General features: G+C 74.5%; 14 protein-coding genes. 9 read left to right on the top strand and 5 right to left on the bottom strand.

Features of this window, described 5'->3' with window-relative positions:
- Positions 1–64 precede the first annotated feature (64 nt).
- Entirely contained in the window at positions 65–1,093 is a 1,029-nt protein-coding gene (locus ACZ68P_RS11360; protein ID WP_471005158.1) for an MBL fold metallo-hydrolase, read from the top strand.
- 70 nt (positions 1,094–1,163) lie between these two features.
- Here ACZ68P_RS11360 and ACZ68P_RS11365 read toward each other — a convergent pair whose 3' ends face one another.
- Entirely contained in the window at positions 1,164–1,808 is a 645-nt protein-coding gene (locus ACZ68P_RS11365; RefSeq protein WP_471005159.1) for a DedA family protein, read from the bottom strand.
- Positions 1,805–2,584: an MBL fold metallo-hydrolase gene (locus tag ACZ68P_RS11370; protein ID WP_471005589.1), complete on the bottom strand. Its 780-nt coding sequence runs from the start codon at positions 2,582–2,584 to the stop codon at positions 1,805–1,807. Before ACZ68P_RS11370 ends, ACZ68P_RS11365 begins: the two co-directional genes overlap by 4 nt.
- Before the next feature lie 410 nt (positions 2,585–2,994).
- Between ACZ68P_RS11370 and ACZ68P_RS11375 the strand changes: the two genes are divergently transcribed.
- From ACZ68P_RS11375 to ACZ68P_RS11395, 5 genes are all read left to right on the top strand, one after another.
- Positions 2,995–3,399 (top strand): hypothetical protein, encoded by a 405-nt coding sequence (locus ACZ68P_RS11375; RefSeq protein ID WP_471005160.1) that lies wholly within the window; start codon positions 2,995–2,997, stop codon positions 3,397–3,399.
- Positions 3,400–3,642: 243 nt separating this feature from the next.
- Entirely contained in the window at positions 3,643–5,790 is a 2,148-nt protein-coding gene (locus tag ACZ68P_RS11380) for a phage holin family protein (protein ID WP_471005161.1), read from the top strand.
- 210 nt (positions 5,791–6,000) lie between these two features.
- On the top strand, positions 6,001–7,356 hold the full coding sequence (locus ACZ68P_RS11385) for an amino acid permease (protein WP_471005590.1): 1,356 nt from the start codon (positions 6,001–6,003) through the stop codon (positions 7,354–7,356).
- Positions 7,357–7,996: 640 nt separating this feature from the next.
- A complete protein-coding gene (locus tag ACZ68P_RS11390) occupies positions 7,997–8,152 on the top strand; it encodes a hypothetical protein (RefSeq protein WP_471005162.1) in 156 nt (51 codons plus the stop codon).
- A 283-nt stretch (positions 8,153–8,435) separates the two neighbouring features.
- The gene (locus tag ACZ68P_RS11395; protein ID WP_471005163.1) at positions 8,436–8,915 is read left to right on the top strand and encodes a GNAT family N-acetyltransferase; all 480 of its coding nucleotides are present in this window, start codon (positions 8,436–8,438) and stop codon (positions 8,913–8,915) included.
- A 61-nt stretch (positions 8,916–8,976) separates the two neighbouring features.
- Here ACZ68P_RS11395 and ACZ68P_RS11400 read toward each other — a convergent pair whose 3' ends face one another.
- Positions 8,977–10,131: a low temperature requirement protein A gene (locus ACZ68P_RS11400; protein WP_471005164.1), complete on the bottom strand. Its 1,155-nt coding sequence runs from the start codon at positions 10,129–10,131 to the stop codon at positions 8,977–8,979.
- 327 nt (positions 10,132–10,458) lie between these two features.
- Here ACZ68P_RS11400 and ACZ68P_RS11405 point away from each other — a divergent pair, with 327 nt between their 5' ends.
- On the top strand, positions 10,459–10,872 hold the full coding sequence (locus ACZ68P_RS11405; RefSeq protein ID WP_471005165.1) for a hypothetical protein: 414 nt from the start codon (positions 10,459–10,461) through the stop codon (positions 10,870–10,872).
- Here the strand turns inward: ACZ68P_RS11405 and ACZ68P_RS11410 are convergent.
- Positions 10,862–11,686, bottom strand: a complete 825-nt coding sequence (locus tag ACZ68P_RS11410; RefSeq protein WP_471005166.1) for a helix-turn-helix domain-containing protein — start codon at positions 11,684–11,686, stop codon at positions 10,862–10,864. The genes ACZ68P_RS11405 and ACZ68P_RS11410 overlap by 11 nt on opposite strands.
- Before the next feature lie 92 nt (positions 11,687–11,778).
- On the opposite strand from ACZ68P_RS11410, the gene ACZ68P_RS11415 reads away from it, so the two are divergent.
- A complete protein-coding gene (locus tag ACZ68P_RS11415; RefSeq protein WP_471005167.1) occupies positions 11,779–12,084 on the top strand; it encodes a 4a-hydroxytetrahydrobiopterin dehydratase in 306 nt (101 codons plus the stop codon).
- A 32-nt stretch (positions 12,085–12,116) separates the two neighbouring features.
- The gene (locus ACZ68P_RS11420; protein WP_471005592.1) at positions 12,117–12,863 is read left to right on the top strand and encodes a class I SAM-dependent methyltransferase; all 747 of its coding nucleotides are present in this window, start codon (positions 12,117–12,119) and stop codon (positions 12,861–12,863) included.
- 10 nt (positions 12,864–12,873) lie between these two features.
- On the opposite strand, the gene ACZ68P_RS11425 is transcribed toward ACZ68P_RS11420, so the two are convergent.
- Positions 12,874–13,287, bottom strand: a complete 414-nt coding sequence (locus tag ACZ68P_RS11425) for a VOC family protein (protein ID WP_471005168.1) — start codon at positions 13,285–13,287, stop codon at positions 12,874–12,876.
- Positions 13,288–13,297 lie beyond the last annotated feature (10 nt).

Below are 13,297 nucleotides of genomic sequence, written 5' to 3' on the forward strand. Positions count from 1 at the left end.
GGACACTCCGGAGCCGGCACAGACCCCGGAATCCCCGACGAGCCGCCGAGAACGGAGCCCGCAGATGACGGAACAGACGGCACGGCCGGCACAGGCCCCGCGACCCGACGGCGCGCGCACCGCCCCTCCCGTCCTCCAGCCCCTCGGCCGCATCCGGGACGACTGGCCGTGCTCCTTCGCCGACCGCCTCACCGCGCCGCTCCCCGGTGTCCGCGCCATGGCCCGCCTCGCCCGCGAAGGTGCCATCCGCCCCGGCGCCGACGGGCTGCGCGACATTCCGCTGCTGCCGTACGAACCGGGTCCGCTGCCCGTCGTCCCGCCCGGGGCCGTCGCCCTCAGCTGGGCCGGACACGCCAGCTGGATCGTCGGCATCGGCGGCCTGACCGTCCTCACCGACCCGGTCTGGTCGCGCCGGATCTTCGGCACCCCGGCCCGCATCACCCCCGTCGGCGTGCGCTGGGAGGACCTGCCGCCGGTCGACGCGGTCGTCATCAGCCACAACCACTTCGACCACCTCGACGCCCCCACGCTCAAGCGGCTGCCCCGGGACACCCCCGTCTTCGTCCCCGCCGGGCTCGGCCGCTGGTTCACCCGCCGGCGCTTCACCCGGGTCACCGAACTCGACTGGTGGGAGGCGGCCGAACTCGACGGCGTCCGCTTCGAGTTCGTCCCCGCCCACCACTGGTCCAAGCGGACCCTCCTCGACACCTGCCGCTCCCTGTGGGGCGGCTGGGTCCTCGCCGACCGGTCCGGCCGCCAGGTCTACTTCGCGGGAGACACCGGCTACGGCCACTGGTTCGCCGAGATCGGCCGCCGTCACCCCGGCATCGACCTCGCCTTGCTCCCGATCGGCGCCTACGCCCCCCGCTGGTGGCTCAGCGACGTCCACACCGACCCCGAGGAGGCCGTCCGTGCCTTCCGCGACCTGGGCGCCCGGCGGATGGCGCCGATGCACTGGGCGACGTTCGTGCTCTCCTCCGAACCCGTCCTCGAGCCCCTCACCCGGGTACGGGCCGCCTGGGAACGGGCCGGACTGCCCCGGGAGGACCTCTGGGACCTCCCCGTCGGCGCCTCGCGCCTGCTCGCCGCCTGACCCCGAAGGGACTCCGGAGAAAGGCCCCGGGGCCGGGCGCCCCGGGCCCCTTCGTGCGCCTCCGTGCGCCTCAGGCCTGCTCGGCACCGTTCCGGTGCGCCCCGCGCAGCCGTCGCCACAGCGCGGGAGCCGCGCTGAGCAGGAGCGTCAGCCCCACCGCCGCCACGACGCCCTGCCACGGCTCGGGGAACAGCGAACCGCCCAGGATCCCGATCAGCTGGTACGTCGCCGTCCACGCCAGGCACGCGGGCAGGTCCCCCCGGACGAACCGGCGCAGCGGCATGCCCGCCAGCAGGCAGGCCAGCATCACCGGGATCCGCCCTGCGGGCACCAGCCGCGAGAGCACCAGCACGGAGACCTGGCGCGTCTCCAGACGCTCCCGCGCGTGCTCCAGCAGCTCCGGCGTCGCCCGGCCGCGCAACGCCTCCAGCCACCGGGACCCGTTCTTCGACCCGACCCCGCGCCGGCCCAGCCAGTACAGCGTCACGTCGCCGAGCAGCGCGGCCGAGGACGCCACGAGGAAGACGAGGAGCAGCGACCACGGTGCCGTCTGGTGGTAGGCCACCACCGCCGCCGAGCTGACGATCGCCCCCGTCGGGACCACGGGCACCAGGGCCCCGAGGGCCACCAGGAGGAAGAGGGTGGGGTAGCCGACGGCCTGCTGCGTCGACTCGGGCGGCAGCTGCCGTACCGCCTCCCACAACCGGTCGATCACCGGGCGACCTCGGGCCGCACCCGCTCGCCGTGGCCGAGCCGGTGCACCACCACCTTCGGCGCGAGCCGGGCCGCGTGCCGGACGAACTCGTCACCGGGCGCGTGGAACTCGTGGGGCCGGACGGCGTCCATCCCGATCGGCCAGTACGTGCCGTAGTGCACCGGCACCGCCGCGGCCGGCGAGAGGGCCGCCAGGGCCCGCGCCGCCCGCCCCGCGTCCAGGTGGCCGTGGCCGAGGTACGGACCCCAGCCGCCCACCGGGAGCAGCGCCACGTCCACCGGCCCGACCGCGTCCGCCATGCCGTCGAAGAGGCCGGTGTCCCCGGCGAAGTACGTCCGCGCCTCGCCTTCCAGGACGTAGCCGAGCGCGGGGGAGCGGTGCGGCCCCATGGGGAGCCGCCGCCCGTCGTGCAGCGCCGGCACGGCCCGTACCGTCACGCCGTTCACGGCCAGTTCGTCCCCGGGCTCCATCTCGGTCAGCCGCAGCCCGCGGCCCGCCAGCTTGCGGAGGCCCGGCACGGCGCCCGGGGCTCCGCGCGGCACGATCAGCCGGGTGCCGGGCGCGATCCGGGCGAGCGAGGGGAGGTGCAGATGGTCGGCGTGCAGATGCGAGACGAGCACCGCGTCGGCGACCGCGGCCTCGGGCGGGGGCGGAGCGCCGCGGCGGCGCCGGAGATGCGCGAGCCGGCGCGCGAAGAGCGGGTCGGTGAGCAGCCGGACCCCGGAGTCCTCGACCGTGCAGGTGGCATGACCCCACCAGGTGACCTCCACTGGCAGCCCGCCCTCTCCTCGTCGACGACCTCGGTGCACGGCCCCGGGCTCGTCCCCGGCTCCACCGGGGCGCGGCCTCGGCGCCCGCCACCCTGTCACGGCCTGGGTACCCCTACCCCAGTGACGAGGGTAGATGTCCCGCGCATGCGATGCGGGGCGTCCACGGCGGGACGCCGGGGTAGCCATCGGTCAGCGACGCGAGGGGAGCCGCGGTGAGCATGAAGGGGACGACCGGCCACTCGGCGCCGTGTCCGCGCTGCGGAGGCGTCCTGGCCGTCACCCAGGACGGCTGGAGCATCTGTCACACCTGCGGATACTCGTCCCCTCCCTGACACTCGGAGCCGTGATCCCCGGCGCCGCCGCGACGCCCCGAGTGCGCCCTGCTCGCCCGCCCGTGTTCGGAGTAGGGTCGGCCCATGGACGACGTTCGGGTGGCGGCGATCGCCAGCCTCACCCCGCTCGAGGAACTCGACAGCGACCCCTTCCTGGTCGACACCCGCAGCCAGCACGCGATGTGCGACCGTTGGGCCCGTGACAAGGGCTACGTCATCACGCGGCAGCTGCTCTTCTACGCCATCCGCCCCGACCACGACGCGCTCTGGGCCGACGTGGACGCCGACGCCGTCGACCTCTTCGTCGCCCCCAACGAACGCGTGCTGGCACGGGCGTTGACCGACGTGCCCGGCTTCTACGCGGAGTGCGAGCGCAGGGGCGTCCGGCTGGAGACGGCGGGCCTCGACGAGCCGTCGTACGACGCGGCCGGCAAGGCCGACGTGCACCGCAGACTCTCCATGCCCACCGCCGGCTACGACGGCTGCTAGGTCGCGTTTCCCCAGCCCCAGCCCCAGTCCCCGCCGCAGCCCCAGCCCCAGCCCAGCCCCGAGCCCCCGGCCCCGCCCTCCCGGCGGACGGCGCTTCGTGCGCCACACGTACCGGACCGGCCCGTCGAGCCACGCCCGGGCCGTGACGCCCGGGCTTCTCGCGAGCGGGCGACCGGCGCCTCCGGGGCCCGGCGCGCGTTGTGCCAGGCTTGAGCCAGGAAACGGGTGAAAGGTGAACCAGGCGTGGGTGACGGGCGAGGGCGCAGAGCCGGCCGCTGGCGGACCGCGGGCAGTGCCGTGGTGCGCGTCATCGTCGTCTGGGCGGTGTCGACGCTCACCATGCTGGCCCTGGCCGGGCTGCTGCCCGACTTCGAACTCCAGTCACCCGACGGCGACAGCATCACGCGGACCGCGCTCACCGCCGTCTGGGGCGCGGGCGCGTTCGGCCTGCTCGGTGCGCTGGTGTGGCCGGTGGTCGTACGGGCGCTGCTGCTCGTGCCGGCCCTGGTCCTCGGCCTGTTGGTGTTCTTCCTCAACGGCTCGCTGCTGCTCCTCGCGCTCTGGCTGATACCGGACGGGCGCGGCGCGGCCGACCCGGAGACCGCCGTCGTGGTCGCCGCGGTCATGTCCGCCGTCGCCTCGGCGACCTCCACCGGCCTCGCCGTCCGCGACGACGACGCCTACCGCCGCCGTCTCTACCGCCTCGCCGACCGCAGACGGCCCCGGGTGGTGGCCGTGCCCGGCGGATCCGGCCGCCCCGAACCCTCCCACGGCACCGTCTTCCTGCAACTGGACGGCGTCGGCCACCAGGTGCTGCGCGACGCCGTCGCCGACGGGCTGATGCCGACCCTCGCCGCCTGGCTCGGCACCACCCACCGGCTCACCCCCTGGCGGACCGACTGGTCCAGCCAGACCGGCGCCAGCCAGCTCGGCATCCTGCACGGTTCCAACGAGGACGTGCCGGCCTTCCGCTGGTACGAGAAGGACACCGGGCGGCTGATGGTCAGCAACCGCCCGGCCTCCGCCGTCGAGCTCCAGCGGCGGGCGATCGAACGCACCGGGGACGGCGGGCTGCTCACCGTCGACGGGGCCTCCCGGGGCAATCTGTTCAGCGGGGGCGCCGAGCAACTCGCGCTGGTGCTGTCGATGGCGGCCCGCCGAGGCCGCCGCAACCGCTCGCGCGCCGGCTACTTCGCCTACTTCTCCGACCCCGCCAACGCCGTCCGGACCGCCGGTTCGTTCGTCGCCGAGGCCGCCCGCGAGGTCGTCCAGTCGACGGGGGCGCGGCTGCGGAAGGAGTCTCCGCGGGTCTCGCGCGGCGGCGCCTACCCCTTTATCCGGGCCTTCGCCACGGTCGTCGAGCGGGACGTGGTGGTCGCCGCGGTGATCGGGGACATCCTGGCGGGCCGGACGGCCGTCTACGCCGACCTGGTCGCCTACGACGAGGTGGCGCACCACTCCGGCCCGCACGGCCGGGACACCGACCGGGTGCTGGCGCGGCTCGACCGCTCGATCGCCCTGGTGGCGAAGGTCGCCGAGCACGCGCCCCGGCCGTACCGGATCGTGCTCCTCTCCGACCACGGACAGAGCCCCGGCGAGACCTTCGAGGGCGCGTACGGGCTCACCCTCAAGGACCTCGTCCGGGCCGGCTGCGGGCTGCCCGTACCGCGCAGGGTCCGGCGCACGCCCAGCGGTTCGGAGGCCAGTTACGCCGCCCGGGACGCGCTGCGCAGCGCGCTGCACCGGCCGACGGACGAGGAGGAGGCGGCGGCCGAGGGGCCGGCGGGCCGCCCGTCCGAGCCGCTGGTCCTCGCCTCGGGCAACCTGGGGCTGATCTCCTTCCCCGGCGTTCCGCACCGGATGACCAGGGAGGAGATAGACCGCCGCCATCCCGCTCTGCTGCGCAGCCTGGCCGACCACCCCGGCATCGGCTTCCTGCTGGTCGCGAGCGCCGAGCACGGTTCGGTCGTGCTCGCGGGGAACGGCGCGGAGGTGCCGGTCGCCGAGCTCGCCGACGACGGTCCGCTCGCGGTCTTCGGGCCGGGCGCGGCGAAGGCGGTGCGGCGCACGGACGGTTTCCCGCACGTCGCGGACATCATGGTCAACTCGATGTACGACCCCGCGACCGGCAGGGTGCACGCCTTCGAGGAGCAGATCGGTTCCCACGGCGGCCTCGGCGGCGAGCAGGCGCGGCCGTTCCTCATGTCGCCGCTGGACCTGTCGGCGCCGCCGGCCGGCCTGGTGGGCGCCGAGCAGGTGCACCGCGTGCTGCGGGGCTGGCTGAGGGAGTGCGCGGGTCCGCAGGTTCCGCTGGAGATTTCACGGTCCACCCTGGAAACGGAATCATTTCTTCCGGTTGATGGGCCGGTGGGGCAGGACAAAAGCAGCTGATTTGGACGGGTGTTCGCCCTTGTCCGACCATGGTCGGGTTTTTGTACGACGGAAGGCGCCCCACCCCCCATGAGCACGGCCACTACTCCCCAGGACACCCCTCCCGCCCCGCGGCACGGCGGCCCCGCACGGCAGGACGGCAGCGGCCCGGCACGGCTCGGCGGTGACCCCGCACCGGACGGCGGCGAGCCCGCACGGCAGGACGGCGGCATGCCCGCACCGGAGGACGCCGGCGATCCGGCTCAGCGGGACGGCAGGCACGCCCGGCGGTTCGGACTGCCGGTCGCCACGGCCCTGGTCATGGGCAACATCATCGGCGGTGGGATCTTCCTGCTGCCGGCCTCCGTCGCCCCTTACGGCACCATCAGCCTCGTCGCCTTCGCCGTCCTCACCCTCGGCGCCCTCGCCCTCGCCCTCGTCTTCGGCCGCCTCGCCCGGCGCCACCCGCGCACCGGAGGCCCGTACGTCTACGCCCGCGAGGCGTTCGGCGACTTCGCCGGATTCCTCGCCGCCTGGTCGTACTGGATCACCACCTGGGTCTCCAACGCGGCCCTGGCCGTCGCGGCCGTCGGCTACCTCGACGTGCTCGTCCCCCTCCACGGCTCCCTACCGGCCACCATCGCGGCGGCCCTCGCCCTCCAGTGGCTGCCCGCCCTCGCCAACCTCGCGGGCACCCGGTACGTCGGGGCCGTGCAGCTCGTGGCGACCGTGCTGAAGTTCGTCCCGCTCCTCCTCGTGGCCGTCGGCGGACTCTTCTTCTTCGACAGCGACAACCTCGGGCCCTTCCTGGCCGAGGGCGACAGCGCGCTCGGCGCGGTCTCCGCCTCCGCGGCGATCCTGCTCTTCAGCTACCTCGGCGTCGAGTCGGCCGCCGTCAGCGCGGGTGAGGTCCGCGACGCGCGGCGCAACGTCGGCCGCGCCACCGTCCTCGGGACGCTCGGCGCCGCCCTGATCTACCTCCTCGGCACGCTCTCCGTCTTCGGGACCGTCGCCCACGACCGTCTCGTCGGCTCCGGCGCGCCCTTCTCCGACGCCGTGAACGCCATGGTCGGCGGCTCCTGGGGCGGTACGGCGATCGCATGCATGGCGCTGGTCTCCATGGTCGGCGCGCTCAACGGCTGGACGCTGCTCAGCGCCCAGACCCCGTACGCCGCCGCCCGCGACGGTCTCTTCCCCCGGGCCTTCGCGCGCAAGCGGCGCGGGGTCCCGACGGTCGGGGTCGCCGTCACCGTCGTCCTCGCCTCGCTGCTCACCGTCTACAACTACACGGCCGGCACCCAGCGCGTCTTCGAGGTCCTGGTCCTCGTCACCACGTTCACCGCGACGGTCCCGTACCTGCTGTCCACCGCCGCCCAGATCCACTTCCTCCTCTCCGGCCGCCCGGAGCGCGTCGACCGCGGGCGCCTGGTCCGCGACATGGTCCTGGCCATGGCGGCCTTCGCCTTCTCCCTGTGGCTGGTGGCCGGGTCCGGCTACGCGGCCGTCTACCAGGGGGTGCTGTTCCTCTTCGCCGGTGTCCTCGTCTACGCGTGCATGTCGGCCCGCAGGAACCGCGCCGCGGCCTGACGGCACGGCCGTTCCCGGGCTGCCTCCGCCACGCCCCCGGTCCGGTGAATTCGGGAGCCCCCGCGTAGGCCGCCCGGGCGTATCCCGGCCGGGCAGGGAAGGAGCGGGGCCGAACCGGGGCAGTTTGGATCTCCATGAGGTCCCTGTCCGCGAGCCCCGCCGCTCCCGCCGCCCCGGCGGTCGGGACCGGCGCGGGCGGAGACCGGCGGGGAGCGCCGGTCCCACAGGAGCCGATGCCACCGCCCCGCCCCGCCCGGCGCGGGGCGCGAACACCGTGGCGCGCCGCGCTGACTTCCGTCCTCCTCGTGCTGGCGGCCCTCTTCGGGGTCTGCTGCGGGGCCGCCGGCCCCTCCGGCGTCGAGGCCGGACCGGCCGCGTCCACCCCGCCGGACCCCGTCGGAGAGGCGCACGACACGGCCGAGTCCGAAGCCGCCGCCCCTGGCCGGAACCGGTCGCGCCGGAAGGCCGCCGCCCGCGGCGGGCGCCCCCCGCACGCGGCCCCGCCCGTCTCACGCGTCCCGGCCGACTCGCCCGCCCCGCGGGCCGTTCCGCGCGACGGCACTCCCCGGTGCCGGGTGATGCGCTGCTGAGGGGCCCTCCCCTCTCGCCCGTGCTCACCTCCACCGCAAGGAGCTTCGCCATGCCGATCGACCACTTCGCCGTGCTCAACGCCCTGCTGCGCGCGGAGGCCTCCCGCGAGGAACGGGCCGTCCGCGGCCCCGCGCCCGAGCCGGAACGTGTCCCGGTCCGGGAGAACCAGGCCACCCCCGCCCAGAAGGAGGGCGCCACCCGCTGACCGGCCGTCACCGCCGACCCGCCATCCACCGGCCGTCACCGCCCGCCCGCCATCCACCGGCAATCACCACCTGCCCGGCCTCAGTCCGCCGACACCGGCAGTGGCACCGGCAGTGGCACCGGCACCGGCACCGGCACCGGCAGTGGCACCGGCACCGGCCGGCCGCGACCGGCCCGTGCACCGGCCGGCCGGTCGGCCGTCCGAGCGAGGCGTGCGTGTCCTCGTACGAAGCCGCCCCGTCCCGTACCGAACCGTCCCCGAGCGGTTTGGCAGACTCGGCGCCATGGAGATCAGAGACGCCGTGGCGGAGGACTGGAAGAGCATCTGGCCCTTCTGGCACGAGATCGTGTCCGCCGGCGAGAGCTACACCTGGGACCCCGACACTGGAGAGGACGCGGCGCGAGCGCTGTGGATGGCGCCGGGCAACCGCGTGTTCGTCGTCGAGGAGGCCGGAGAGGTCCTCGCCTCCGCCTTCGTCCGCCGCAACTACGGCGGCCCGGCGGCGAGTGTCGCCAACGCCGGGTTCATGGTGGCGCCGGGCGCCGCGGGCCGAGGTGTGGGCCGCCGCCTCGCCGAGCACGTGCTCGTGGCGGCGAAGGAGGACGGCTACACGGCGATGGTGTTCAACGCGGTGGTGGAGACCAACCCGGCCCTCGGGCTGTGGCGCTCACTCGGGTTCACCGTCGTGGGCACGGTGCCGGCGGCCTTCCGGCACCCCGTGCACGGCCCCGTCGGCCTGCACGTCATGCACCGGGAGCTGTGACCGCGGCGGACCGTGACCGACGGCCTTCCGGCACCCCGTGCGGCCCCGGCGGGCCCGTCCGTCACGCTCCGGGAGCCGCGACCGCGGCGGCGGACGGCCGGCGGCCGTGCACGCCGACGACCAGCGACAGCACGCAGGCGAGCAGCACCAGCGCGACGAGCGCCGGGATCACGCCCACCAGCGGGCCGGCCGCCAGACAGCACAGCCCGCCCACGGCGAGGGCGGTCGGCCGCCGGCCGGTGGTGCGCAGGACGATCGCGGCGGCGCCCAGCAGGAACACGCCGACGCCCCCCGTCAGCGACCAGGCCACGACCCCGTGCAACGGCTCCGCGACTCCGTAGTGGCCGGTGTCGGCGACCTGCTGGACGACCTTCTTCATGCCGAGCGCGCACAGCACGACGCCCGCGACCAGCGGCAGGTGCAGGAAGGTGTAGACGTCCCGGGCGAACCGCGTGCGGTCGTCGCCGGAGAGGCCCGCGAGCCGGTGCTCCGCCGCCTCGCCCAGCTGCCGGAAGTACAGCCGCCACAGCGCGGCCGAGAGCAGCAGTCCGGCCGCGGCGGCGCCGAGGACGGCCGCGGTGAGCGGAAAGCCGGACATGCCCATCCCCATGGCCACGATCGACTCGCCGAGCGCGATGATCACGATCAGGCTGTGGCGTTCGGCGAAGTGCCCGGGGGAGTTGACCCGCCAGCCGGACGATCCCGTCACGTAGATCCCGCCGTAGTCGATGGCCACCGCGCCCAGCCACCAGAGGAGTTGGGCCGTACCGGTGTGAGCGCTGCCGATCAGCAGCAGGACCAGCGGCGGCAGCACCGAGGCCAGCGCGGTCCGCCGCAGCGTCGCGTGCAGGAGCGCGTCGTCCGGACCGGAGAGCCAGTACGCGACCAGGTGCAGGACGCGTACGGCGCCGTAGCAGAGCACGAAGAGCAGCGGGGCCGACAGGCCGCCGGGGGCGTCCGCGAAGACCTCGGGCACGGCGAGCGACACGATGAAGACGACCGTCATGACGGTGACGAGCACCGCGAACGGGGCGCCCGAGTCGGCCCGTACGACATTGCCCAGCCAGGCGAAACAGCACCAGCACCACCACAGCAGCGCGAGGACCACCATCGCGCCGACCACCCGCACCGGCGAGGGCGCGGCCGCCATCAGCGCCGTGACCTGAGTGATCGCGTAGACGAACACCAGGTCGAAGAAGAGTTCCGCCGGCGTCACCTTATGATCGTCCCCGGTCGCCACCATCCGCGCCCGGTCCCTGGCCCGCATCATTCGCGCCCCCTCCCCGTCGACGGCCCCCCGGCCGCCCGGCGCGAACAATACCCATGCGCGCCCCGCCCGTTCGACACCCACCCGGTCACGGGAATCCTGCCGCCGGGTCTCCGGGTCTCCAGGCCGACGGACGGGGCCCGGGGTGCATTACCTGTGACGTCATCGACCCGCGCCCGCAGCGGCGGCATCGTGGTGTCCACCGGAACTCGGGCGGCGCACTCCGTCCGAGCTCCGGGCCCACCACCGGCCCTCCCTCACGGAGCGTGATCCGTCATGTCCCAGACCCTGCTCGCCGGCCTCTCCCGCACCACCCGCCCGCGGTCCATGGTGCGCCGCTTCCTCGCCCTCGACGCCGTCGTCACGGGCGGCAACGGGCTCGCCTACCTCGCCGCCTCCGGGCCGCTGGGCGAGCTGCTCGGCGTCGACTCCGGGCTCCTGCTCGAACTCGGGGCGCTGCTCACCGCGTTCGCCGCCGGCGTCGCCTGGCTCGCGAGCCGTCCGGCGCCCCCGGCCCTCGGCGTGAAGCTCGTCGTCGACGTCAACGCCCTCTGGGCCGTCCTCAGCGTCGTCGCCCTCGTCGCCTGGCTGGAGCCCACCACCGCCGGCGCGGTGTGGATCCCGGCGCAGGCCGTCGTCGTCGCCGCGTTCGCCGGGCTCCAGTGGTCGGCCCTGCGGGCTACGGAGTAGGACGCGCCGACCGCAGATAAGCGACCGTCGCCGGGTCGGCCGGGAGGAGCGTCTCGATGGCCAGCTCGGCGACCGTCACGTCCATCGGCGTGTTGAACGTCGAGATCGACGACACGAACGACAGCACCTGCCCGTCGTGCTCGATCCGCAGCGGCAGCGCGACATACGCGTACGGCTCCGCGTCCTCCCCGCCCCGCTCCTCCTCCGCGCCCCCGGACCCCTCGGGCAGCGGGTACGCCGCCACCTCCTCGTACAGCTTCCGCAGCGCCTCGGAGCGGGCCAGGGCGATCTGCCGCTCCATCTGGTGCAGCAGATGCCCCCGCCACTCCCGCAGGTTGCGGATCCGCGGGGCGAGCCCCTCGGGGTGCAGCGTCACCCGCATCGCGTTCACCGGCGGGGTCAGCAGATGCTCCGGCAGCCCGGCCAGCAGCAGGCCGAGACCCTCGTTGGCCGCCACCACCGTGTACGAACCGTCCACGACGAGCGCCGGATACGGGTCGTAGCCGGCAAGGAGTTGCTCGATCCCCTGCCGCACGGTCGCCATAGCCGGCTCGTCCAGCGCCGTCTCGGTGTACCGGGGGGCGTAACCCGCCGCCAGCAGAAGGGCGTTGCGTTCCCGCACCGGCACGTCCAGATGCTCGGCGAGACGCAGGATCATCTCCTCGCTCGGCCGGGACCGCCCCGTCTCCACGAACGAGATGTGCCGGGCCGAGGAATCGGCCCGCAGCGCCAGTTCCAGCTGGCTTAGCCGCCGCTGCTCGCGCCATCCCCTCAGGAGCGGCCCTACGCCCGTACCGGTCACGAGAGTTGTCATGACCTGACGGTATCCCAGGTGTCGGCCCCGGGTATCGAGTCTCCGGGACCGTATCGTCACCGTCAGCAACCCCGACCGGAGGGAGTACGGACATGCCCACAGAGCCGCTGTCGCAGAAGGAGATCGAGGACCGCCTGCGAGAGCTCCCCGGCTGGTCCCTGACGGACGACCGGATCACCCGCACCTACCGGCTCGGCGACCACTTCGCGGCCACCGCGCTCGTCGTCCACGTGGCACAGATCCAGCAGGAGCTGAACCACCACTCCGACCTGACGCTCGGCTACAACACGGTGGCCGTCTCCGTGAACACGCATTCCGCAGGCGACGTGATCACCGAGAAGGACTTCGAGCTCGCGGAGCGGGTGGAGGCCGTCGCCCCGGGCCACGGCGCCGACTGACGGGCCGTACGATCGGCGCCGTGCGCCCGACGCTGCTGGACTACGACACCGAGGCCGACCGCTACGACGAGACCCGGGGCGGTGTGCCCCGGGCCGCGGCGGCGGCCGAGGCCGTCCTGAGCCTTCTCCCGCCCACCACCGGCACGCTCGTCGACGTCGCCTGCGGCACCGGCCTGGTCACCGAGCGGCTCACCCGCCCCGGCCTGCGGGTCTACGGCTTCGACGCCGCGCACGGCATGGCCCGCAAGGCGGTGCGGCGACTCCCCGGCCGCGTCGCGCGCGCCGACGGACGGTCCCTGCCCCTGGCGGACGCGTCGGTCGACGCGGTCAGCGCCGTCTGGCTGCTGCACCTCGTCCCCTTCGCGGACGAGATCGTCGCCGAGGCCGCCCGGGTACTGCGCCCCGGCGGCGTCCTCGTCGTCACGGTGGACAAGGACGCCGCACATGACGTGGGCAGCGACATCGACCGGATCCTCGCTCCCCACCGTTCGCACGACCGCGCCTCGGACCGGGCCGACCGTGTCGAGGCGTACGCCGCCGCGCACGGTCTGGTGCCGTCCGGCGACACCCGCTTCACCGGCCACGGCCAGGGCGGTCACCCCCGCGGCACGGCCGACAAGCTGCGCCGCGGCCACTACGCCTCGTGGTTCGGCGGCGACCCGCGGGCCAGTGCCGCGCTGGCCGAGGAACTGGCCGCCCTCCCGGACCCGGACCGTCGCCGCGCCGATCCCGCGTACCGGCTGGTGTCCTACGCGAAGGCGCCGGTCACACCCGCCTGACGGGACGGGTTCATCCGCGGGCCTGCGTGAAGCGCACCATGTTGCCGGCGGGATCGCGGAAGGCGCAGTCGCGGACGCCGTACGGCTGGTCGACCGGCTCCTGCAGGACCTCACCGCCCCCGGCGCGGATGCGCTCGAAGGCGGCGTCGCAGTCGTCGGTCGAGAAGATGACGGCGCGCAGCAGACCCTTCGCCAGCAGCTCCGCCATCGCCGCCTTGTCGGCGGGCGAGGCGTTGGGGTCCGCGAGGGGCGGTTCGAGGACGATGTCCACACCGGGTTGCGAGGGAGCGCCGACGGTCACCCAGCGCATGCCCTCGAACCCGACGTCGTTGCGGACCTCGAGTCCGAGGACGTCCCGGTAGAAGGCGAGCGCCTTGTCGTGGTCGTCGACGGCGATGAAGCACTGTGACAGCGTGATGTTCATGGGCACCACG

The organism is Streptomyces sp. NPDC036822 (genome assembly GCF_055609145.1).